The organism is Bradyrhizobium sp. 1200_D9_N1_1, from assembly GCF_052075915.1.
Taxonomy (GTDB): domain Bacteria; phylum Pseudomonadota; class Alphaproteobacteria; order Rhizobiales; family Xanthobacteraceae; genus Bradyrhizobium; species Bradyrhizobium diazoefficiens.
Map to the genome: position 1 here is coordinate 6,448,552 of NZ_CP197226.1, position 22,835 is coordinate 6,471,386.

Below are 22,835 nucleotides of genomic sequence, written 5' to 3' on the forward strand. Positions count from 1 at the left end.
CCGTGCTGTCTGTTGGTTTGCCCCAAGTGAGGCCGCGGCGTACTGGATCATCCGCCTGCGCGGATGATGACAGTGTTGTGCGGGGAAAGACCGTCCGCCTCGCAAGGATGCTGACGTGCTGGCTCCTCAGCGCTCCAGGATCGCCCTTGCCGTCGCCTCGTCGGTGATCAGGCCGTTGATCAGCCCTCCGCTCAAGGCTGCCGCGATCGCCGGGACCTTGGCGGCGCCGACCGCGGCGCCAATGGTCGTGGTCTTCGCCGGAACTTCCGGCGGGATGCTGGTGAGGCGCTTGTTGGTGCCGGCCTTGAGCAGGCGGCCCTTGGCGTCATAGGCCCAGCCGGTAATCTCGCCGATCGCCCCCTGCCGCATCATCTCGAACAGTTCGTCGCGGGTGACGAAGCCGTCGATATGGACCTGCGCCTTCTGGTCCATCTGGCCGATGCCGACGAGGCGCAGATCCGCCTTGGCCGCGACCGCCTTCACCTTGGCGATCGGCTCGATGCGCACCATCCTGTTGCGCTCGTCCTCCGACGACATGAGGAACGGCAGCGGCATCGGGTAGTGCCGCGCCCCGGTGCGGTCGGCGAGCCGCCCGACGGTGTCGTAGAAGCTCGCCGAACCGTCGGCGGAGATGTTGCCGACCAGCGAAACGATCTGGTGATTGGGCCGGTCGATCGGCGTGACGCGCTCGACCGCGGCGCGCACCGCCCGCCCGGTGCCGAGCGCGACGATGACGGGCGTTTCGGAGCGCAGCGTGGAATCGAGCAGGTTGGCGCAGCGCTCGGCAATGCCGGCGGTCGCCTGCGGCGCGGCGGGATCTTCTGGCACCACCTCGCAATGGACGAGATCGAACCGCTCCTTCAGACGCGCCGCCAATTCCATGCAGGCGGCGATGGGATGTTCGAGCCGGAAGGTGATCAGCCGCTCGGCAAGGCAGAGCGAGACCAGCCGCTGCGCCGAGGCGCGCGAGACCTGGAGCATTTTTGCGATCTCGTCCTGGGTGTGGCCGGCAATGAAATAGAGCCAGCCGGCCCGCGCGGCGTCGTCGAGTCTCGACTTGTCGTTCTCGGCGGCCATGCGGGCTCACATCTCCCAGAAATCGCTCATGCGCGCGAAGACCCGATCGGTCCCGGCGGCGGACAATATAGCGCGGCCGTCGCGGGCGCGATAATGGCTGCCGCCGACAAATCCCCATACGGTCATGCCGGCCGCCCTGCCGGCCTGCACACCGCTGACGCTGTCCTCGATCACCAGCGTGCGCGCGGGCTCCGCGCCCATCTGCGCCGCCGCGTGAAGAAAGAGATCCGGCGCCGGCTTGCCGTGCCTGACCATCTGCGCTGTGTAGAGCCGCGCGCCGAAATGCGCCCGAAGGCCGGTGACATCGAGCGAGAGCGAGACTCGGTCGATGTCGCTGGACGAGGCCACGCAGAACGGCGCGGCGAGCCCGGAGATCACCGCCCCTACCCCGGGGATCGGCTCGAGCGAAGCAGAGAACGTCTCCAGCACACGCGACTTCAATCGCGGCAGGAAGCCATCCGGCACGACCTGCCCGAGATCACGGTAGTGCTGCTCGATCGCCCTGGTGCTGCGCCCGAGAAACAGCTCGAGCGCCTGCTCCTCGCTGAGCGCGAGGCCGAATTCGGCCAGCACCTCGGACAAGCACCGGCAGCTCAAGAGCTCGCTATCGACGAGCACGCCGTCACAATCGAAGATGATGAGATCGGGTTTTGGCCGGCCTTGGTCCATTCGGACATTCGATCATATACTCACCGCATGAGCAATAGCTCAGGCAAGAACGCGGTGCCGCGGCGTTCCCGCCTCAATGCGCCACCTGCCGGTAGATCGCCGGCAGCGCCGCAGGCAATCGCTTGATGTTGCCGACGATCGCATAGCCGCCGCGCCCGAACAGCGTTGGAAAATAGGATTGCGCGGTCGCGTCGACCGTCACGCCGAAGACGGCGATGCCGAGCCGGCGCGCTTCCTGCACGGACTTCCTGGTGTCCTCGACCGCAAAGCGCCCCTCATAGTGATCGACGTCGTTCGGCTTGCCGTCGGTGAGGACGAGCAGCAGCTTCTTGCGCTGCGGCTGGCGCGCCAGCTCGGCCGAGGCGTGGCGCACTGCGGCGCCGATCCGCGTATAATAACCGGGCTTGAGCGCGCCGATCCGGCGCTCGACCAGTCCGCTCATCGGCTCGCCGAACGCCTTGATCGTTTCGAGCCGCACCCAGGACCGCCGGCGCGAGGTGAAGGTCAGGATGCTGTGGTGGTCGCCGCAGGCCGACAGCCCGTGTGCGAGCACGAGCAACGCCTCCTTCTCGACGTCGAGCACGCGGTAGCCGTCAACCCAGGCATCCGTCGAGAGTGAGACGTCCGCGAGCAGCGTGACGGCGAGATCGTGCCCTTGCGGCCGCATCGCCATGTGGACGCGATCAAGACCCGCGCCATTGCCGCCGGCGCGAAGATCGCACCGCGCGCGCACGAGCGCATCAAGATCGAGATCGTGTCCGTCGGCCTGCGCACGCATCAATTCGTGGCGCGGCCGCAGGATCTCGAAGCGGCGGCGCACCTGGCGGATGTGCCGGCGCATGGTCTCGTCCGGCGTCCAGCTCTCACCTCGCTCGGAGGCCGCGCCGGCGAGCACGCGGCAATGATCGGACAGATAGGAGCTGCTGCGATAATCCCATTCGGGATAGGTCAAATCCGCGTTCAGGCGCGAGGCGTCGAGGGCTTCCGGCGGCAGGTCGAGATCGAATTTGAAGCGGCTCGCCGGCTTGCCGCTGCGGCGGCTGAGCGTGATCTCCTCGAGATCGTCGGCCGCCTTCTGTGCGTCTTCGTCATCGCTGTCGTCGGCCGGGCGATCGACATTGACCATCTCGGCCATCGCCAAAATCTTCTCGAAGCGGTTGAGCACGAAGGGATCGCGGCGATTGGCGCCGTCCTCGCGCTCGCGGACGGCGAAACGCTTGCGATTGTCCTGGGCTGCGGGCTCCGCGCCATCAGCGCACTCGTCCTCGCCGGCATGCGCGGGCGACAGCTCGCGCGTCCAGCAATCGCCCCAGAGCGGGCACGGCAGGATCGAATGATAGCCCGGCGGCGCCTTGTCCGGCAGCGGCTCCGTTCCCATCATCGCCGGCCATAATTTGCCCACGGGCGCAGGTCCCGCTCCGAGCAGAGCGAGAACGATCTGCTCGATCTCCTGCTCGATGCGCGGCAACGGACGCCGCGGCCGGGCCGCGGCGGTTGCCGCGGCAAGCTGCGCGTAATCGGCGACGAGCCCGGGAAACTGCGTGAGCACAAAGACCGCCGTTTCGGCGGCGCGGCGCAACACCAGCAGATCGCGCCTAAGCGGATCGGCCTCCACAATCGTCTCGATCGGCGCGACCGCGAACCATGCCGCGAGCCAGCGATAGAGGCATGCGTTGAGCTCGCGGTCGGGAAAGATCGCCATGCGATCGGGCAGGAAGATGGTTGCGGCGTCGCGGCCCGGCTGCTTGAGGCGCTCGTCGCCGAGGCCGATGCGTTGCCGCCAGCCGAGCCGGTGCCCGGACTTGCGGGCGCCGGCGCTTGCGATCTGCACGCCGGCCTCGCCGCCCAGCGCGCGGAACATCACCGCGATCCGGCCTCTCACCTCCGAAAGCGACACCGCGTGATCGGCGTGAACCGGATAGCTCGCGGTGCCACCAACCATCCGGTGCCAGGCACGGCCGACCGTTTCCTCCAGTTCGAGGAAGTCGAGCATGGGCCCGTCCTCACCCGATCACGGCGCGCGCGACGTCGAGCAGCGCGGCCTTGACGTCGGAATCGTCGGTCAAGGGCTCGATCATGCCGGCCAGCACGGCGTCGGCGATCGGCGTGCCCGCGGCGATCAGGGTCGCGCAATAGACGACGAGGCGCGTCGAGACGCCCTCCTCCAGATCGTGCCCCCTAAGTGCGCGCAGCCGCCCGGCCAGCGCAACCAGCGGCCGCACGCGATCCGGCGGCAGCCCGCTCTCGGCGGACACCACCGCGATCTCCTGCTCGGGGGCTAAGAAGCCGAACTCGATGGCGACGAAGCGCTGCCGCGTCGAGGGCTTCAGCGCCTTGAGCAGCGTCTGGTAACCTGGATTGTAGGACACGACGAGCATGAAGCTCTTCGGTGCCGCCAGCTCCTCGCCGGTGCGCTCCAGCGGCAGGATACGGCGATCGTCGGTGAGCGGATGCAGCACCACGGTGACGTCCTTGCGCGCTTCCACCACCTCGTCGAGATAGCAGATGCCGCCCTCGCGCACCGCGCGCGTCAGCGGACCGTCGGTCCATACGGTGTCGCCGCCCTTCAGCAGATAGCGGCCGGTGAGATCGGCGGCGGTGAGATCGTCGTGGCAGGCCACGGTGTGGAGCGGCAGTCCGAGCCGTGCCGCCATATGCGCGACGAAGCGCGTCTTGCCGCAACCGGTCGGCCCCTTGAGCAGGACCGGAAGCTGATGACGCCAGGCGTGCTCGAACAGCGCGCATTCATTGCCGGTTGCGACATAGGCCGGCAACGCGGGCGCCGAGGTCACCGTGTGAAGGGCAGGTTTCATGATGTCTCTCCGGACTTTCCAGGAAGCAGGCGGCCGCGGCGAACCGCGGCCGCCATTTGCGTTTACTCAGCCGGCTGCAGCGCGGCGGACACGGTCGCCTGCTTCTCGCGGCCCGGCACCAGCACCGCCCAGACGAACATCAGCGCGGAGATCGCGACGAACACGCCGGAACCGAGCCGGACCCAGTAGAACATAGCGAGCTGGTCCTGCACGTCCATGTAGCTCTGGCCGAGCACGCGCTGGAGATGGACCTGGACCACGCCGGCGAAGGTCAGCGCAAAGGTCATGGTCATCATGGCCGTGCACATGATCCAGAAGCTCGTCATGCTGAGCCACTGGTTGTAGGGCGCGCGTCCCTTCAGCTGCGGGATCGCATAGGCCATCACCGACAGGTTCAGCATCACATAGGCGCCGAAGAAGGCGAGATGGCCGTGCGCGGCGGTGACCTGGGTGCCGTGGGTGTAGTAGTTCACCGAGGACAGCGTGTGCAGGAAGCCCCAGACGCCGGCGCCGAGGAACGCCATCACCGAGCAGCCGACCGACCACAGCAGCGCGGCGCGGTTCGGATGCTTGCGGCCGGCCTTCCAGGTCATCTGCACGGTGAAGATCACCATGGTGAAGAACGGCGCGACCTCGAGCGTCGAGAACAGCGAGCCGATCCACTGCCAGTAGCCGGGCGCGCCGATCCAGTAGAAGTGATGGCCGGTGCCGAGGATGCCCGAGAACAGGGCAAGGCCGATGATGACGTAGAGCCACTTCTCGACCACCTCGCGGTCGATGCCGTTGAGCTTGATCATCAGGTAGGCGAGCACGGAGGCCATGATCAGCTCCCAGACGCCCTCGACCCAGAGGTGGACGACGTACCACCAGTACATCTTGTCGACGGCGAGGTTCGCCGGATTGTAGAACGCGAACAGGAAGAAGATCGCAACGCCCCACAGGCCGAACAGCAGGATGTTGGTCACCGTGGTCTTGCGGCCCTTGAGCGCCGTCATGGTCACGTTGAACAGGAACATCAGGCAGACCACGACGATGCCGACCTTGATGATGAAGGGTTGCTCGAGGAATTCGCGGCCCTCGTGGTAGTGGAAGAGATAGCCGACCACGGCGACGCCGGCCGCGCCGAAGAACATCCAGAACTGGATCTTGGCGAGCAGCGGGCTGTACAGCTCGGTCTCGGTCTCTTCCGGGAGCAGGAAGTAGGTCGCACCCATGAAGCCGATCAGCGACCATACGATCAGCGCGTTGGTGTGGATCATCCTGACGATGTTGAACGGCAGGAGGGTCGACAGGGTGTTGGGCAGGACGTAGATGGTTCCGGCGAGCAGGCCGAACAGGACCTGGGCCAGGAACAGCGTCAGCGCGCCGTAGAAATACAGCATCGCGACTTTCTGGGTCTGATATTTCATCTCGGTTCTCTCTGTCTTGAAAGAGGATTAGCGGCGCTCAACCGGCCTTATTCGGCGGCCAGTCCTGGCGCTTGATCGTGCTCACCCATTGCAGGAAGTCGGCAAGATCGTTGAGCTCCTGGTCGGTCAGGTTGAACTGCGGCATCTGCCGCCGGCCCTCGGCGCCCGACGGCTGCGACTGCATCCAGGCCTTCAGCGTTTCGCGCGCGCTTGCCGGATCTTCCTTGCCGCCCCAGCGATCCCAGACGTTGCCGACCTCGGGCGCGAAATAGGCGCCCTCACCGAGCAAGGTGTGGCAGTTGATGCAGGAGTTCTTCTCCCAGACATGCTTGCCGCGGGCGACCGACGACGTCAGCGTCGACGCGTCGGTCGAGGTCGTGGCCATGTAGTAATGGCTGTGCGCCGTCAGCCCTATGAAGATGGCGAAGAAAAAAGCCGAGCCGCCGTAGAAGACGTTTCGAGCGGCCGACTTGGTCAGGCGTTCAGCCATTGCCAATCCTTTCCGGTTGATTCCTGTCGAGGTCCGATGCTGCGATTTATTGCCGCTTCGCGCGGCCGGTTCTTTGTCAGGGCGCAATGAGCGCGTCAGATCAGGGCGACGACGGCCGACACGGACCAGGCAAACAGCACGACGATGACGACCCAGGCGCTCACGAGGCCGCGCCAGAGCGCCGGCGCGGCGCGGAGATCGAGGAAATCGAGCACGATCCGGCGGCCCTTGAGTGCGGCGAAGGTCAGCAGCAGGGCGTTGCCGAGCAGCGGACGCGTCACAAGGGATGGCACCAGGACGGTCGCGAGCGCGAGGCCGACCAGCACGATCCATGTGAGGTCGAGACGATCCGGCATCATCAGCGCACCAGATACAGGATCGGAAACATGACGATCCAGAGCAGGTCGACCATGTGCCAGAAGGCGGCCCCCGTCTCGACGCCGATCACCTCCGCCCTCCGGGAAACCACGGCCAGGATCACGATGCCGAGGCCGACATGCAGAAGATGAAAGCCGGTGAGAAGGAAGTACAGCGTGAAGAACGGGCTGGTCTCCAGCCCGTTTCCCTGCGCGATCTCGCCGGCATATTCGAGCAGCTTGATCGCGATGAAGACGCCGCCGAGGGCCATGGCACCGAACAGCCAGCCGCGCGCGGCCTGCTTGCGGCGAGCCCGTGCGGCGGCCGTGCCGCGGGCGGCGGCCCAGCCGCTGGTCACCAGGACGATTGTGTTGAGCCCGGCGAGATGCGCATCGAGCGTGGCCTGTCCGGCCGCGAACATCGCGGGATGAATGGCGCGGGCGACGATGAAGGCACCGAGGAACAGGCCGAACGCGGCCAGCTCGCTGAAGATCAGCACCCAGATCATGGGATCGCCGGGGAGATCCTCGAGGATGCCCCAGCCGGTTCCCTGTTGTTCGCAATCGGTTGCCGACATCTGCCTTCCGGATCAGGACACCGGACAGACTTAGCCCGCCTGCCCCGATCCGAGTTTGTCGGCGGACAAACTGGTGGAATGCGCCGGCTTGTTTGCGCCGACGCAACGTCCGCCCGCCCGGATCACGGTAGGAACCACCTCAGGATTTCAGGGAGCGGCGAGCAACGATATGAGCGACGCACAAATCGGGCTGATGACCGCGACCCCCATCATCATCGCGTTCGCCATCGCACTCAGGCGCATGGGGGTACTGTCAACCGTGGCGACCGTCTCGGCGGTCAGCCTCTCCGTCGCCATCGCGGCGGTGCTATTCACGACGCAGTAGCGGCTGCCGTAGGGTGGACGCGTGCCCACCACTTCTCGCGCGATCGTAGAAAGGTGGTAGGCACGGCGCTTACGCGCCTTTGCCGACCCTACAACAGTCCACTCACCGCCGCTGATTATACACGTCGATGCACACCGCTCCCAGCAGCACCAGGCCCTTGATGACCTGCTGATAGTCGATGCCGATGCCGAGGATGGACATGCCGTTGTTCATCACGCCCATGATCATGGCGCCGACCACGGCGCCGCCGACGCGGCCCACGCCGCCATAGGCCGAGGCGCCGCCGATGAAGCAGGCGGCGATGACGTCGAGCTCGAAGCCCAGGCCCGCCTTCGGCGTCGCGGTGTTGAGACGCGCGGCGAAGACGAGGCCGGCGAGCGCGGCCAGCACGCCCATGTTGACGAAGGTGAGGAAGGTCAGCCGCTCGGTCTTGATGCCCGACAGGCTTGCCGCCTTGGCATTGCCACCGACCGCGTAGATCTGCCGCCCGATCACGGTGCGACGGGTGACGAAGCCGTAGAGCGCGATCAGCGCGCCCATGATCACCAGCACGTTGGGCAGGCCGCGATGCGAGGCGATCAGATAGGTGAAGTAGAGCACGGCGCAGGCCAGCAAAATGCTCTTGCCGAGGAAGAAGGCATAAGGCTCGACCTCGATGCCGTGCGACTGCTCGCGCGACCGGCCCTTGGCGCTGACATAAACGAGGCCGAGCGCGAGCACGGCGCCGATCAGCATGGAGGTCGGATGCAGCGTGCCGGCCTCGGGCAGGATCTCCGGAATGAAGCCCGAGGACAGTTTCTGGAAGGTCGCCGGGAACGGCCCGAGCGACTGGCCCTGCAACACCGCAAGCGCAAGACCCTTGAACACGAGCATGCCGGCCAGCGTCACGATGAAGGACGGGATCTTGAAATAGGCCACCCAATAGCCCTGCGCCGCGCCGATCGCGGCGCCCAGCAGCAGGCAGGCGATGAAGGCCAGCGTGTAGTCGACCTTGTAGGTCACCATCAGCACGGCGGCCACCGCGCCGACGAAGCCCGCGACCGAACCGACCGAGAGGTCGATATGGCCGGTGACGATCACCAGCAGCATGCCGAGCGCCATGATGACGATGTAGCTGTTCTGGAGCACCAGGTTGGTCAAATTGAGCGGCTGGAGCAGCGTGCCGCCGGTCATGACCTGGAAGAACAGCATGATCGCGATCAGCGACATCAGCATGCCGTAATTGCGCAAATTATTCTTGATGAAGCTGCCGTGCCGGCGCTCCTCGGGCAGCGAAACCGTCTTGTCGGTCATGGCTGCAATCCTCCCATCTCCGCGGCCTCAGGCACGCCGTTTCCGTTGCTTCTCTGGTTGCGCATGATGGCGCGCATGATCTTCTCCTGCGTCGCTTCCGTGCCGGAGAACTCGCCGACGAAAGCGCCGTCGTTCATCACGCAGATGCGGTCGCAGATGCCGAGCAGCTCGGGCATCTCCGAGGAGATGACCACGACGCCGCGGCCGGCCTCCGCAAGCTCGTTGATGATACAGTAAATCTCGTATTTGGCACCGACGTCGATGCCCCTTGTCGGCTCGTCCAGGATCAGCACCTTGGGGTCGGTCATCAGCCATTTCGACAGCACCACCTTCTGCTGGTTGCCGCCGGAGAGCTGGCCGGTCTCCTGGTAGACGTCCGAGCAGCGGATGCGCATGCGGTTCCTGTAGTCGCTGGCAACCTTCAGCTCGGCGATGTCGTCGATCACCCTCCCCGGCGCGACCTGGTCGAGGCTGGCGAGCGTGATGTTCTTGCGGACGTCGTCGGCGAGGATCAGCCCGAGCTGCTTGCGGTCCTCGGTGACATAGGCAAGGCCGGCGTCGATCGCGGCGGCGACGCTCGGCAGCACGATCTCCCTGCCTTCGAGCCGGATCGAGCCGCTGATATTGGTGCCCCAGGAGCGGCCGAACAGGCTCATGGCGAATTCGGTGCGGCCGGCGCCCATCAGCCCGGCGATGCCGACGACCTCGCCGCGCTTGACGCCGAAATTGACGTTCTTGATGACCTGCCGCTCGGGATGAATGGGGTGATAGACCGACCAGTTCTCGATGGCGAGCACGGGCTCGCCGATCTTCACGCTGCGCTCGGGGAAGCGATGGGCGAGATCGCGGTTGACCATGCTGCGGATGATGCGGTCTTCCTGGATCGGCTCGGCACGGCAGTCGATGCTGTCGACGGTGCGGCCGTCGCGCAGCACGGTGATGTGGTCGGCGACCTTGGCCACCTCGTTGAGCTTGTGCGAGATCAGGATCGAGCCGATGCCCTGCTCGCGGAACGCCATCAGGCGTTCGAGCAATGCGGCACTATCGGCTTCGTTGAGGCTCGCGGTCGGCTCGTCCAGGATCAGCATCCGCACCCGCTTGGACAGCGCCTTGGCGATCTCGACCAGCTGCTGCTTGCCGACGCCGAGGTCGGTGATCAGCGTATCCGGCGATTCCCTCAGGCCGACCTGCGCCAGCAGCTCGCGCGTGCGCCGGTACACCTCGTCGCGGTCGATCACGCCGAATTTCGACGGCGGATGCGACAGGAAGATGTTTTCGGCGATCGACATCAACGGGATCAACGCCAGCTCCTGGTGGATGATGATGATGCCGAGCGCCTCGGAATCGTTGATGTCGCGGAAGCGGCGCTCCTCGCCCTCGAAGATGATGGTGCCCTCGTAGCTGCCGTGCGGATAGACGCCGCTGAGCACCTTCATCAGCGTGGACTTGCCTGCGCCGTTCTCGCCGACAAGCGCGTGGATCTGCCCGGCGTGAACCGAGAAGTTGACGTCGCGCAGCGCCTGGACGCCGGCAAAGCTCTTGCTGACGTTGCGCATCTCCAGCATGGCGGTCATCGTCGTTGTCCCTTGGTCGCTGACTTCACCTCTCCCCGCTTGCGGGGAGAGGTCGATCGCGTAGCGATCGGGTGAGGGGGAGTCTCCGCAAGGGTAACTGCCCGTGTGGAGAGAGCCCCTCACCCCGCCCTCTCCCCGCAAGAGCGGGGCGAGGGAGACGAAAGAGTCTTACTGGAACTGCGACTTCTTGTAGTAGCCGCTGTCCACCAGAACCTTCTCCCAATTGTCCTTGTAGACCACGACCGGCTTGAGCAGATAGGACGGAACCTTCTTGACGCCGTTCTCATAGGTGTTGGTGTCGTTGACCGTGACCTGCTTGCCGGCGAGCGCGGCGTCGACCATGTCGGCGGTCACCTTGGCGAGATCGCGGGTGTCCTTGAAGATGGTCGAATACTGATCGCCGCGCAGCATCGCCTTGATCGAGGGCACCTCGGCGTCCTGGCCCGAGATGACGGGCATCGGCTGGTCGGCGCTGCCATAGCCCACGCCCTTCAGCGAGGAGATGATGCCGATCGAGAGGCCGTCATAGGGCGACAGCACGGCGTTGACCTTCTTGTTGCCGTAGTAGGCGCTGAGCAGGTTGTCCATGCGGGCCTGCGCGGTGGCGCCGTCCCAGCGCAGGGTCGCGACCTTGTCCATGCCCATCTGGCCGGACACGACGACGAGCTTGCCGCTGTCGATGTAGGGCTTCAGCACGCTCATGGCGCCGTTGTAGAAGAAGTAGGCGTTGTTGTCGTCGGGCGAGCCGCCGAACAGCTCGATGTTGAACGGACCCTTGCCGTCCTTCAGGCCGAGACCCTGCACGAGCGACTCCGCCTGGAGCACGCCGACCTGGAAATTGTCGAAGGTCGCGTAATAGTCGACGTTCGGCGTGCCGCGGATCAGGCGGTCATAGGCAATCACCGTGATGCCTTTTGCTTTCGCCTGCTTGAGCACGTCGGACAGCGTGGTGCCGTCGATCGCGGCGATCACCAGCGCCTTCGCGCCCTTGGTCACCATGTTCTCGACCTGCGAGAGCTGGTTCGGGATGTCGTCCTCGGCATATTGCAGGTCGGTGTTGTAGCCGCGCTCCTTCAGCACCTTGACCATGTTGTTGCCGTCGTCGATCCAGCGCGCCGACGATTTGGTCGGCATGGCGATGCCGACGGTCGCCTTGTCCTGCGCGGAGGCGGTGACGCCCGCGGCCATCGTCGCAGCGCCGGCCAGCGCCAGCGCGAGGAATGTCGTCTTCAGTTTCAGCATGCTTCACTCCCTTGGGTGTCAGACTGTTTTTCGTGTCGTCGAGAACGTTCGTCGTGTGCGGCTCCGGGCCTCCTATGCGAGCTTGACGTCGGGCTCCGCGCGACCGCGCGCGGATGCCTCCAATAAAAACGTGCAGCCGGCTTGCGGATCGGCAGCGCGTGCCGCCGCGTCCATATCCTGCCAGGCCGAGGTGACGAGGAGACGCGACAGGTCAGGGCCGACGAAGGCCGGGCAGCTCGCCTGCTTGGCCGGCACACTCAGCGAGCGCAGGCGCTCGCCCTGCGGAGAGTAGACGTCGATCCGGCTCGCGCCCCAGCACGCATTCCAGATCTGCCCGTCGGCATCGCACACCGAGCCGTCGAGGCCGCCGATGCCGGTGTGGCGGAGCAGCACCTCCGGCTCGCCGCGCGGCAATCCGGTCGCAGGATTGAGCGGGACGGCGTAGAGCACCGCGCGCGGGGTGTCGGTGAAGTAGCCGGTCGCGCCATCCGGCGAGAAGCAGATCGAGTTGGGAATGCTGATGCCGGGAAACAGCGTCGAGATCTTGCCGCGATGGAGCGCGTAGATCGCCCCTGCCCTCGGCTCGGCCTTCTTGCCCATGGTGCCGATCCAGAACGTGCCGGACTGGTGCACGCGGCAATCATTGGAGCGCGTCGTGGGATTGTCGGCGTCGAGCGGGCAGAACAGCGTCATCGCGCCGTCGGCGAGACTGCGGATATAGAGGCCGTCTTCCGCGACGATCAACTGCCGGTCGGCATCGATGCGTCCGAGCGCGCTCGCCATTCGGCCGAGCGCGTGGACGCGGATGCTGCCGCCGCCGAGATGCGCCTCGAACAGGCGTCCTTCGCGGATGTCGAACCACCAGGCGGTATCGGTGGTAACGTCATAGGTCGGCCCCTCGCCGAGATGACATTGCTCGGCGGAGAGCACGGAGGTCGGCACTTCTTCCATCATGGCGCCCTCACTGCAAAGCGATAGACGGTGTGATGCCGGTAGACTTGGCCGGGATCGAGGCGCGGACTCGGAAAGTCCGGCCGGTTCGGCGCGTCGGGCCAGATGTGCGGCTCGAGACACATGGCGTCCGATTGTCGGATCAGCTTGCCGCCCTTGCCCGAGATCGTGCCGTCGAGATAGTTGCCGGAATAGACCTGGATGCCGGGCTGATTGGTGAACAGCTCCATGATGCGTCCTGAACGCGGGGCTTCCAGCCGTGCCGCGAGCGCGAGCTTGCCGTCGCGGCCGAGGCAGTAGGTGTGGTCGTAACCCCTGCCGCTCTGCAATTGCCGATCGTTTTCGCGGATGCGCTCGCCTACGGCATGCGGGTTGCGGAAGTCGAACGGCGTGCCGGCCACCGCGCGCGGCGGCTCCGGCAGCGGAATGGCGGTGGGATCGATCGCGAGGAAATGCTCGGCTGCGACCGTCAGTCTGTGGTCGAGAATGGACGTGCCTGATGTCGCGCCTTCGAGATTGAAGAAGCTGTGGTTGGTCAAATTGACGATGGTCGGCCGGTCCGTCCGCGCCTCCATCATCAGCGACAGCTCGGCGGGGCCGGTGACGCGATAGGTCAGGCGCACATCGAGCCGGCCCGGATAATTCTCCTCGCCGTGCGGGCTCGTATAGGTGAGCGTCACCGCGGGCTCGGCGCCCTCTTCGATCCCGGCGATCGCCCAGAGCTTGCGGTCGAACCCGTCGAGGCCGCCATGCAGCGCATTCGGGCCATTGTTGACGGGAAGCTGCACCGTCTCGCCGTCGAGCGAGAACTGTCCCCTGGCGATACGGTTGGCGTAGCGGCCGACGGTGGCGCCCAGGAATTTTCGTTCGGCGAGATAGCCGGCGAAGGCGTCGTGGCCGAGCACGACATCGTCGTAGCCGCCCTTGGCGTCCGGCGCGATCAGCGCCTGGATCACCGCGCCATGGGTGATGATACGGGCTTCAAAGCCGCCCTCGCCGCGCAGCACGATGCGCTCGACATTGCGGCCGTCCGGCAGCGTTCCGAAGACGTCTTTTGTTATTTTTGAGCCAGCCATGTTCAGTCCACAAACGGTTCGACGATCGTGCGCCTGCCGAGCAGGAAAGAGTCGGCAACGAGACGCAACGGCGCCAGATCGACATCGCTTGCGCCGGTCGCCGCGAGTTCGACAAAGCGCCGGTACAGCTCGCGATATTCCTGATCGGGCGCCTCGGCAATGGCCTTGCCGTCGACAGCCATCCGACGCCCGCCGCCGGACAAATTCATCCGGCCCTGATCGGTTTCCACGAGGATATCCCAGCTCTGCGGCCCGGTCTGGCGGAAGTCGAATTCGGCGGTGACCGGCAGGCCGCCGATATCGGTCAGCGTCAGGTTCGCGGCAATCGGGGCCTGGCAGTTGGCCGGAAAGGCAAGCTCGGCCGCGGTGACGAACACCGGCTTGGGCAGGATGCGGGTCAGGATCGACAGCGCATTTATGCCGGGATCGAACACGCCGAGCCCGCCCGGCTCCCAGATCCAGGCTTGGCCGGGATGCCAGACGCGGACGTCTTCCTTCCAGTTGATGTGCACGGACTTGATCCGGCGTGTCGCCAGCCATTCGCGGGCCGGCTCGACCGCCGGCGCATAGCGCGAATGCCAGGTCGCGAACAGCGTGCGCCTGGCATCGGCCGCCATCGCGACCAGCGGATCGAGCTCGGCAACGCCGGTGCCGGGCGGCTTCTCCAGCATGACGTGCTTGCCGGCGGCGAGCGCCGTGGCGGCCTGGGCGCGCCGCACCTGCGGCGGCGTGCAGAGCGAGACCGCGTCGATCGCCGGGCCCTTCTCCAGCAGCTCTTCGATGGTGGCAAAATGCGGCAGCTCCGGCAGCGAAGCATTGCGACTGGCAACAGCCGCGAGCGTCGCGCCCGGTACCGCCGCGATCGCACCGACATGCTGGTCGCGCGCGATCTTGCCGAATCCGACGATGGCAATGCGAAGGTCGGTCACGCTTATTCTCCAGTATCGGCTGACGGCAGCACCTCGGCCGGGGCGGTCTCGATCACCGTGTCCTCGTGGCGGCTCATGCCGTTGTGAATGACAAAGACCATGGCCTCCGATGCCGCCTCGGCATCGCCGGCCGCGATCGCGTCGACGATCTTCTGATGCCAGAGCAGCACGGCGTCGCGGTCCTCCGGCTCGACCGGGGCGCTGAGCAGGAACGAGGCGCGCAAGGCGGCTTCGATGACATGCCCGATCGAGCGCATGAACAGATTGCCGGAGGCCCGCGCCACGGCAACGTGAAGCGCGAGGTCGGCATCGGCAAAGCCCACCGAGTCGGAGGCTTCACGCCGCATGCGCTCCATGCTGCGCCGGAGCTCGGCGACGTCCTCCTCGGACCGCTGCTTCGCTGCGAGCTCGGCCGCGCGCGGCTCGACCGCCAGACGGATCTCGGCGAGGTCGTTGAGGAAGCGCTTGTCGATGCCGGCGTCGAGATGCCAGGCCAGCACGTCGGCATCGAACATGTTCCAGGCCGCACGCTCGCGCACGACGGTGCCGACCCGGGCCTTGGTGGTGAGCAGGCCCTTGGCCACCAGCGTCTTCACGCTCTCCCGCAGCACCGGCCGCGACACGCCGAACATCGCGATCATCTCGGCATCGCCAGGCAGGCGTGTCCCCTCCGCGTAACGGCCGGCGATGATGTCGACGCCGATCGAGCGGGCCACCTCCGCGTGGTTGGAGTGGGCCCGGCGCGTCGGGATGACGACGATGCGCGAGGTCATGTGGCAGCTCCTGCGCTCTTGGCCACGGGCCGGCGCGCGAGCGCGACCAGCCCCTGCTGCAAGGCGATGAAGGCGAACAGTAGCACGCCGGTCGCGATCTTGGTCCACCAGCTCGACAGCGTCCCGTCGAAATTGATGTAGGTCTGGATCAGGCCCTGGATCAGCACGCCGAGGAAGGTGCCGATCACCGAGCCCTGCCCGCCCGTGAGCAGCGTGCCGCCGATCACGACGGCGGCGATGGTGTCGAGCTCGACGCCGACGGCGGACAGCGAGTAGCCGGCGCTGGTGTAGAAGGAGAAGACGATGCCGGCGATGCCTGCGAGCAGGCTCGACAGCATGTAGATCTTCACCGTCATCTTGCCGACCGCAACGCCCATCAGGCTTGCAGTGGTCCGGCTGCCGCCGAGCGCATAGACATTGGCGCCGAACCTCGTGAGATGCAGCAGCAAGGCGCCCCCGATCACGATCACGAGCATGATGATCGCAATCGCGGTCAGCCGCCCGCCGCCGGGCATCCGCAGGGCGAAGTCCGACACGGTGGAATAGACCGGCGCGGTGATCGGGACCGACTCCGTCGAGAGCAGGAAGCTCGCGCCGCGGGCCAGGAACATCCCCGCCAGCGTCACGATGAAAGGCGGCAGATCGAAGACATGGATGACCGCGCCCATCGCCGCACCGAACGCCGCCGAGAGCGCGAGGATGGCGACGAAGGCGACCAGCGGCGGCACGCCCCAGCGCTCGATCGCGAGCGCGACGAAGACGGTGGTGAAGCCGATCACCGAGCCGACCGACAGATCGATGCCGCCGGAGATGATGACGAAGGTCATGCCGGTCGCGACGATGCCGAGAAAGGCGTTGTCGGTGAGGAGATTGCCGACCACGCGGGTGGAGGCGATGTTGGGGAATTGCATGGCGCAGAGCGCGAAGCCCGCGACGAGCACGATGGCCGTGATCAGGACGGGCGGCAGGCCTTTCATGCTTTCGCCCTCCGCAGCCGCGCCGCGATACCGGCAAGCCCCGAGAATTTCGGCGATTGCAGCAGCAGAACCGCGAGCACGACCACCGCCTTGACCAGCAGATTGAACTCCGGCGGATAGCCGGACAGCAGGATCCCGGTGTTCATGGTCTGGATGATCAGCGCGCCGAGTACGGCCAGAACGAGGCTGAAGCGGCCGCCGAACAGCGAGGTGCCGCCGATCACCACGGCCAGGATCGCGTCGAGCTCGAGCCAGAGGCCGGCATTGTTGGCATCCGCGCCCATGATGTCGGCGGCCGCAATCACGCCGGCCAGCGCGGCGCAGACGCCGCACCAGACATAGACCGAAAGAATCATCGCGCGGGTGCCGACGCCGGCAAGCTCGCTCGCCCGCGCATTACCGCCGGTCGCCTCGATCAGAAGCCCGAGCGCCGAGCCGCGCACCACCGCGCCGGTGAGGATCAGCATGACCAAGGCGATCGCGACCGGAACCGGCAGGCCGAGGATGGCACCATTGCCGAGCCAGACCAGGTCGGGCGAGGAAAACGTCACAATACGCCCTTCGGTGATGAGCTGGGCGATGCCCCGCCCCGCCACCATCAGGATCAGCGTTGCCACGATCGGCTGCATGCCGAGCACGGCGACGAGAAAGCCGTTCCACAATCCGCAGACGAGGCCGGCGCCAAGCGCGGCCGCCAGCACGATCGGAAGCCCGTGGCTGTCGGCGAGGCTCGCCGCAATCGCGCCCGAGATCGCCATGATTGCGCCGACCGAGAGGTCGATGCCGCGCGTCGCGATCACCAGCACCATGCCGAGCGAGAGCAGCGCCACCGGCGTGCCGCGGTTGAGCACGTCGATCAGGCTGCCGAACAGACGGCCGTCCTGAAGGCGCAAATCGAAGAATTGCGGCGACACCACGCGGTCGACCGCGAGGATGACGATCAGTGCGAGGATCTGGGCAAGGCCGCGGCGCGGCAACAGCGCTATCATGCCCGCCCCTCATGCGCTGTGGCGGCGCCGTCGGCCGCGATGGCCGCGAGAATGTTGCCGACGTCGATCGCCTCGCCCGCGAGCTCCTCGATATGGGCGCGGTCGCGCAGCACCACGACCCGATCCGAATAGGTCACGATCTCGTCCAGCTCCGAGGAGATCACGAGCAGAGAGAGCCCGTCGTCGCAGAGGTCGCGGATAAGGCGGATGATCTCGGCATGCGCGCCGACGTCGATGCCGCGGGTCGGCTCGTCCAGCACCAGCAGCCGCGGCGAGGTCGCGAGCCAGCGCGCCAGCAGCACTTTTTGCTGATTGCCGCCGGAGAGCAGGCCCACCGGGCGCTCCGGATCGGACGGACGGATGTCCAGCATCCTGACGTAGCGGCGCGCGATCTCGTCCTGCTCGCGGCGCGACAGCGGCCGATGCAGCCCGCGTTTGGCCTGGAGCGCCAGCACGATGTTCTCGCGCACGCTGAGCTCGGCGACGATGCCGTCGGTCTTGCGTTCCTCCGGGCAATAGCCAAAGCCGTGGCGCACGCCGTCGCGCGGCGAGTGCAGCCGCACGGGCGCGCCTTCAACCTTCGCCTGCCCGCGATCGGCGCGCTCGGCGCCGAACACCAGCCGCGCCGTCTCGGTGCGACCCGAGCCGAGCAGGCCGGCGAGGCCGACGACCTCGCCATGGCGCAGCTCGAGATTGAACGGCGCGACATAGCCGGATTTGCCGTAATTCTCGAAGCTCGCGCAGATCTCGCGCGCCTGATGCTCGCGTGTCGCCGCCCGCGCGCCGGTGGTCTCGGCCAGTTCGCGGCCGAGCATCATGCGGATCAGCTCGATCCGCGGCAGCGAGGCGGTCTCGCGTTCGCCGACCAGGCGGCCGTTGCGCAAGACGGTGATGCGGTCGGAGATCTCGTAGACCTGGTCGAGGAAATGACTGACGAAGACGATGCCGATGCCGCGTTTCGCCAGTTGGCGCATGATGCCGAAGAGGATCTCGACCTCGTGACGGTCGAGACTCGCGGTCGGCTCGTCCAGGATCAGCACGCGCGCGGACAGATCCACGGCGCGCGCAATCGCGGTGACATGCTGCACGGCGACGGAATAGCTGCCGAGCGGCGCTGATACGTCGATGTCGAGGCCGAACTCCGCGAGCAGCGCTTTGGCGCGGCGGCGCATCTCGCCGTCGCGCACGATGCCGAAGCGCATCGGCTGGCGGTCGAGAAACAGGTTCTGCGCCACCGAGAGATTCGGCAGCAGATTGACCTCCTGGTAGACCGTAGCGATGCCGGCCTGAAGCGCGGCCTTGGCCGAGCGCGGCGCGACCTCCTCGCCGCCGAGCCTGACGATGCCGGCGTCGCGCGGGAATACGCCGGTGACGACCTTGATCAGCGTGGACTTGCCGGCGCCGTTCTCGCCGAGCAGCGCATGGATCTCGCCGGCGCGAAGCGTGAAGTCGACCTCCTGCAACGCACGCACAGCGCCGAAGCTCTTGCTGATCCCGCGCACCTCCAGAAGGGGCGGAGCAGGATCGGGGCTGTTCTCCATAACGACGTCACTCCCACCGGCGTCCGCTGATGCTGCGGACACCCAGCCTATTCGTTCGCGCAGCGGTGCCGAAGGGGGTGCCGGACCACAAATGGGCGGTCCGGCACGGCGCCCGCCTCAGTAACCGAGGCCCTTCTTGCTGTCGTAGATCTTCTGCGGATCATCGGCCGCGGTATAGAGCTTGGACTCGGTCTGGATCCACTTGGGCGGAACGGTGCCCTTGTCCTTGAAGGCCGCGATGGCATCGAGTGCGGGGCCCGCCATGTTCGGCGTCAGCTCGACCGTGGCATTGGCTTCGCCGGCGGCCATGGCCTTGAAGATATCGGGAACCGCGTCGATCGAGACGGTGAGGATCTCCTTGCCGGGCTTGAGGCCGGCTTCCTTCATCGCCTGGATCGCGCCGACCATCATGTCGTCGTTGTGCGCGTAGACCGCGCAGATCGACTTGCCGCCGCCTTCGGCCTTGATGAAGCTCTCCATCACTTCCTTGCCCTTGGCGCGGGTGAAGTCGCCGGTCTGGCTGCGCACCACTTTCAGGTTCGCGTGCTTGGCGATGGCAGTGTCAAAACCCTTCTTGCGGTTGGCAGCGACGCTGGCGCCGACCGTGCCCTGCAATTCGACGATGTTGCAGGCCTTGCCGCCGACGGTCTTGGCCAGCCAGTCGCCGGCGACCTCGCCTTCGTGCACGCTGTCCGACGTGACGGCGGTGAGATAGAGTTCCTTGCCGGAGGGATCGATGTCGCGGTCGAGCAGCACGACCGGGATCTTGGCCTCCTTGGCTTCCTTCAGCACCGAGTCCCAGCCGGTCGAGACGACGGGCGCGAGGAAGATCGCATCGACGTTCTGCGCGATGAAGGAGCGGATCGCCTTGATCTGGTTCTCCTGCTTCTGCTGGGCGTCGGCGATCTTGAGATTGACCTTGCGCTTGGCGGCCTCCTGCTTGGAGACCGAGGTCTCGGCCGCGCGCCAGCCGGATTCCGATCCGATCTGCGAGAAGCCGATGGTGAGCTCGGCGGCATTCGCCGGCAGCGCGAGCAGCAACGCGGCCGTGGCGCTGGCTGCAAAGAGGGCTTTGAGGATCATCAGGCGTGTCTCCCAAGAAGTGATCTTGTGTTTATCTCAGGCGCCGATTGGTAGCATGGCACCTGCAGACCGCCCTTTGCGGGCGGCGGGAGGCACTATTTCACGGAAGATCGGTTCCGACTAGTCATATTATTTGACTATTTGGAGGAAACCGCGCGTTGGCGGACTGGGTGGCTCTATGACACACCCAGCGCGATTTTGTTCCAGCGATGCAACGAGGAGATGAAGGTGCGCTCCCTCGCCCCGCTTGCGGGGAGAGGGTTGGGGTGAGGGCGCTCGCAATGACGATGTGTGGAGCTCGGCGTAGGTCGACCAAATCGACTCGCGGAGACTCCCCCTCACCCGGAATTCGCGCTTCGCGCAAATTCCGGCCTCTCCCCGCAAGCAGGGAGAGGCGAAAAAGAAGCTAGATCAGCTTCCGCTGCGCGAGGTTCTTCATCAGCGCACTGAAGCCGAAGGTCCACGGCTCGCACTCGTCGCTGGTGCGCATGCGGTTGACCAGCTTGCCGAGCTGGGGCGCGGCGATGGTGACGATATCGTCGCGCTTGTGAGTGAAGCCCTGCCCCGGCGCATCGCGATCCTTGACCGGCGCGAACATGGTGCCGAGGAACAGCACGAAGCCGTCAGGGTATTGATGGACCTTGCCGATGGTCTGCTCGACGAGGTCGGTCGGATCGCGGCTGATCTTGCTGATCGAGGAATGGCCATCGAGGACGAAGCCATCGGTGCCCTTCACGTTCAGGCTGATGTCGAGCTTGCGCGCATCGTCGAGCGTGAAGGTGTCGTCGAACAGGCGCAGCAGCGGACCGATCGCGCAGGACGCGTTGTTGTCCTTGGCCTTCGAGAGCAAGAGCGCCGAGCGCCCCTCGAAGTCGCGCAGATTGACGTCGTTGCCAAGCGAACCGCCGACGATCTTGCCGCGGCTCGAGACGAACAGCACCAGCTCCGGCTCGGGGTTGTTCCAGGTGGACTTCGGATGCAGGCCGGCGTCCATGCCGGTGCCGACCGAGGACAGGGTCGGTGCCTTGGTGAAGACCTCGGCATCGGGACCGATGCCGACCTCGAGGTACTGGCTCCAGGCGTTCTGATCGATCAGCACCTGCTTCAGGTGCATCGCCTGGTCCGAGCCCGGCTTGAGCTTTGACAGATCGTCGCCGATCAGCCGCGTCACCTCTTTCCGGATCGCTTCGGCCGAGGCCGGATTGCCCTTGGCGCGCTCCTCGATGACGCGCTCCAGCATCGAGATCGCGAAGGTGACGCCGGCCGCCTTCAGGGTCTGGAGATCGACCGGCGCGAGCAGCCACGGCTTCTTGGGGTCACGTCCATCGGGGGCCGTATTGGCCACGATGGCGTCGAGATCGCCGATGCGCTCCCCCCCGGTCGCGGCGAGCGCCTTGGCGGGATTGTCCTCTTCGCAAAGCGCGCTGACGGTCGGAAATTTGGCGGTGACGTCGAAGACACCGTCGCCGCGCACGGCGACCACGGCCGGACCATTGACCTGCGGCAGCCAGACGCGGCCGACGAGTGTTCCCCGCGTGCCGTCCTCGGGGAGAAGGTCTTTGACTGTCAGTGTGGTCATGGCCGGCGTCCTCGCTGCTTCTAAGGATCAGCCGCGTTTACAGCCGCCGATCCCGTTGGCGAAGACCAATAAACGTCTGGCAGGGGAAGTCCAGACCGGCCGCGAAGACCCGCTATGCCCCTGCCCGCGCCTCTATGCGCCTGCGCGCGCTTTGCGGGCCGCGATCTGCTGGAGTGCCCAGCGTGCGTTCTTGCGGACATCAGGGTCGGCATCGTCGGCGATGACGGCGAGGAACGCCTCGCCGTCGGGATGGGCGATCTCGCCGAGCGCGGCGGCCGCCTCTTTCCGCAAATTGGCCTGGTCATGGTTGATGCAATTGCCGATCGGGCGCACCGCGCGCTCGATCTTCATCCTGCCGAGGCTGCGGATCGCCTTCAGCCGCACCTGCCAGAATTCGTCGCCAAGCGAAGCCACGAGCTGCTCTGCGGCGAGCGAGCCGTTGACATTGAGGCCCAGCGTTTCGGCCGCCATCTCGCGCACCATCCAATCGCTGTCCTTCAGCGCGCGTGTGATCGTCTCGGCGGCCGGCTTCATCTGCGAGAACGCCAGCGCACTCACGGCGGCGCGGCGCACATGCGCATCAGGGTCGTTGATCAGCGCGGTCAGCGCCGGGATGGATTCTTCCAGCTTGAGGAAGCCGATCACGCCGATCGCCTGCACGCGCACGGCGGCGTCCGTGTCCTGGAGCGCTTCCAGCGCCGGCTTCAACGTGTCCTTGCAGCGCAACTCCTTCAGCGCGCGCAGTGCGCCCATGCGGACGAAAGCGTGGGCATGCTTGACCAGCGGCAGGATGATTTCGGCACAGGCCGGATCCTTGAACTCGGCCATGCTGTCGGCCGCGGCCGATGCCACGATCCTTTCAGGATCGACCAGCAGCTTGACCAGCGCGCTCGCGGCCTCCGGCCCGTCGAACTCGCCGAGCGCCATCGCGACCTGCTGGCGCACGCCGGCATCGGGATCGGCGACCATGTTGGCGAGATGGCCGACCGCGGCGGGATCGCCGGAATGGCCGAGCGCGATGATGGCGACGCGGCGCTCGGCGGGATCGGCGGCCTGAAGCCGCTCGTCGGCGTCTTCGAGATCGTCGTAGGATTCGAACGGGCTCGACATG

General features: G+C 66.2%; 22 protein-coding genes. 1 reads left to right on the forward strand and 21 read right to left on the reverse strand.

Annotated features, from left to right (window positions below; translation table 11 throughout):
• Nucleotides 1-126: 126 nt before the first annotated feature.
• The 8 genes from AB5K84_RS30995 to AB5K84_RS31030 all read right to left on the reverse strand — a co-directional run bounded on the left by AB5K84_RS30995 (nt 127) and on the right by AB5K84_RS31030 (nt 7,392).
• Nucleotides 127-1,077 carry a sugar-binding transcriptional regulator gene (locus AB5K84_RS30995; RefSeq protein ID WP_011086003.1) on the reverse strand — a complete coding sequence of 317 codons (951 nt, stop codon included), beginning with the start codon at nt 1,075-1,077 and terminating at the stop codon, nt 127-129.
• Between the two features lie 6 nt (nt 1,078-1,083).
• Nucleotides 1,084-1,746, reverse strand: a complete 663-nt coding sequence (locus tag AB5K84_RS31000) for an HAD family hydrolase (RefSeq protein ID WP_011086002.1) — start codon at nt 1,744-1,746, stop codon at nt 1,084-1,086.
• A 73-nt stretch (nt 1,747-1,819) separates the two neighbouring features.
• Entirely contained in the window at nt 1,820-3,739 is a 1,920-nt protein-coding gene (locus tag AB5K84_RS31005; RefSeq protein WP_011086001.1) for a nitric oxide reductase activation protein NorD, read from the reverse strand.
• Nucleotides 3,740-3,749: 10 nt separating this feature from the next.
• Nucleotides 3,750-4,559: a CbbQ/NirQ/NorQ/GpvN family protein gene (locus tag AB5K84_RS31010; RefSeq protein WP_011086000.1), complete on the reverse strand. Its 810-nt coding sequence runs from the start codon at nt 4,557-4,559 to the stop codon at nt 3,750-3,752.
• Nucleotides 4,560-4,621: 62 nt separating this feature from the next.
• Nucleotides 4,622-5,968, reverse strand: a complete 1,347-nt coding sequence (locus AB5K84_RS31015; RefSeq protein WP_011085999.1) for a cbb3-type cytochrome c oxidase subunit I — start codon at nt 5,966-5,968, stop codon at nt 4,622-4,624.
• 37 nt (nt 5,969-6,005) lie between these two features.
• Nucleotides 6,006-6,458 (reverse strand): c-type cytochrome, encoded by a 453-nt coding sequence (locus AB5K84_RS31020; protein WP_011085998.1) that lies wholly within the window; start codon nt 6,456-6,458, stop codon nt 6,006-6,008.
• 95 nt (nt 6,459-6,553) lie between these two features.
• A complete protein-coding gene (locus tag AB5K84_RS31025; RefSeq protein WP_051000292.1) occupies nt 6,554-6,814 on the reverse strand; it encodes a cytochrome C oxidase subunit IV family protein in 261 nt (86 codons plus the stop codon).
• A gap of 2 nt (nt 6,815-6,816) precedes the next feature.
• A complete protein-coding gene (locus AB5K84_RS31030; RefSeq protein ID WP_011085996.1) occupies nt 6,817-7,392 on the reverse strand; it encodes a cytochrome c oxidase subunit 3 family protein in 576 nt (191 codons plus the stop codon).
• Nucleotides 7,393-7,561: 169 nt separating this feature from the next.
• Between AB5K84_RS31030 and AB5K84_RS31035 the strand changes: the two genes are divergently transcribed.
• Nucleotides 7,562-7,717, forward strand: coding sequence for a hypothetical protein (locus tag AB5K84_RS31035; protein ID WP_091892367.1), 156 nt, complete (start codon nt 7,562-7,564; stop codon nt 7,715-7,717).
• Nucleotides 7,718-7,819: 102 nt separating this feature from the next.
• On the opposite strand, the gene mmsB is transcribed toward AB5K84_RS31035, so the two are convergent.
• The 13 genes from mmsB to AB5K84_RS31100 form a co-directional block, all read right to left on the reverse strand.
• On the reverse strand, nt 7,820-9,010 hold the full coding sequence (gene mmsB, locus AB5K84_RS31040) for a multiple monosaccharide ABC transporter permease (RefSeq protein WP_011085994.1): 1,191 nt from the start codon (nt 9,008-9,010) through the stop codon (nt 7,820-7,822).
• Complete coding sequence (gene mmsA / locus AB5K84_RS31045) at nt 9,007-10,584, reverse strand: multiple monosaccharide ABC transporter ATP-binding protein (protein WP_038966050.1); 1,578 nt, start codon at nt 10,582-10,584, stop codon at nt 9,007-9,009. The genes mmsB and mmsA overlap by 4 nt, the downstream gene beginning before the upstream one ends.
• Before the next feature lie 168 nt (nt 10,585-10,752).
• Nucleotides 10,753-11,826, reverse strand: coding sequence for a multiple monosaccharide ABC transporter substrate-binding protein (gene chvE, locus AB5K84_RS31050; protein WP_011085992.1), 1,074 nt, complete (start codon nt 11,824-11,826; stop codon nt 10,753-10,755).
• Between the two features lie 72 nt (nt 11,827-11,898).
• Entirely contained in the window at nt 11,899-12,777 is an 879-nt protein-coding gene (locus AB5K84_RS31055; protein WP_038966051.1) for an SMP-30/gluconolactonase/LRE family protein, read from the reverse strand.
• A complete protein-coding gene (locus tag AB5K84_RS31060; RefSeq protein ID WP_011085990.1) occupies nt 12,777-13,853 on the reverse strand; it encodes an aldose epimerase family protein in 1,077 nt (358 codons plus the stop codon). The genes AB5K84_RS31055 and AB5K84_RS31060 overlap by 1 nt, the downstream gene beginning before the upstream one ends.
• Nucleotides 13,854-13,855: 2 nt before the next feature.
• A complete protein-coding gene (locus tag AB5K84_RS31065) occupies nt 13,856-14,782 on the reverse strand; it encodes a Gfo/Idh/MocA family protein (protein WP_011085989.1) in 927 nt (308 codons plus the stop codon).
• Between the two features lie 2 nt (nt 14,783-14,784).
• Nucleotides 14,785-15,555, reverse strand: a complete 771-nt coding sequence (locus AB5K84_RS31070; RefSeq protein WP_011085988.1) for a FadR/GntR family transcriptional regulator — start codon at nt 15,553-15,555, stop codon at nt 14,785-14,787.
• A complete protein-coding gene (gene yjfF, locus AB5K84_RS31075) occupies nt 15,552-16,532 on the reverse strand; it encodes a galactofuranose ABC transporter, permease protein YjfF (protein ID WP_011085987.1) in 981 nt (326 codons plus the stop codon). Before yjfF ends, AB5K84_RS31070 begins: the two co-directional genes overlap by 4 nt.
• Complete coding sequence (locus AB5K84_RS31080; protein WP_011085986.1) at nt 16,529-17,521, reverse strand: ABC transporter permease; 993 nt, start codon at nt 17,519-17,521, stop codon at nt 16,529-16,531. Before AB5K84_RS31080 ends, yjfF begins: the two co-directional genes overlap by 4 nt.
• The gene (locus AB5K84_RS31085; protein ID WP_038966054.1) at nt 17,518-19,062 is read right to left on the reverse strand and encodes a sugar ABC transporter ATP-binding protein; all 1,545 of its coding nucleotides are present in this window, start codon (nt 19,060-19,062) and stop codon (nt 17,518-17,520) included. The genes AB5K84_RS31080 and AB5K84_RS31085 overlap by 4 nt, the downstream gene beginning before the upstream one ends.
• A 117-nt stretch (nt 19,063-19,179) precedes the next feature.
• Nucleotides 19,180-20,145 carry a galactofuranose ABC transporter, galactofuranose-binding protein YtfQ gene (ytfQ, locus tag AB5K84_RS31090; protein WP_011085984.1) on the reverse strand — a complete coding sequence of 322 codons (966 nt, stop codon included), beginning with the start codon at nt 20,143-20,145 and terminating at the stop codon, nt 19,180-19,182.
• Nucleotides 20,146-20,551: 406 nt separating this feature from the next.
• A complete protein-coding gene (locus AB5K84_RS31095; RefSeq protein ID WP_011085983.1) occupies nt 20,552-21,724 on the reverse strand; it encodes a fumarylacetoacetate hydrolase family protein in 1,173 nt (390 codons plus the stop codon).
• Nucleotides 21,725-21,856: 132 nt separating this feature from the next.
• On the reverse strand, nt 21,857-22,834 hold the full coding sequence (locus AB5K84_RS31100) for a HEAT repeat domain-containing protein (protein ID WP_038966055.1): 978 nt from the start codon (nt 22,832-22,834) through the stop codon (nt 21,857-21,859).
• Nucleotide 22,835: the final 1 nt, after the last annotated feature.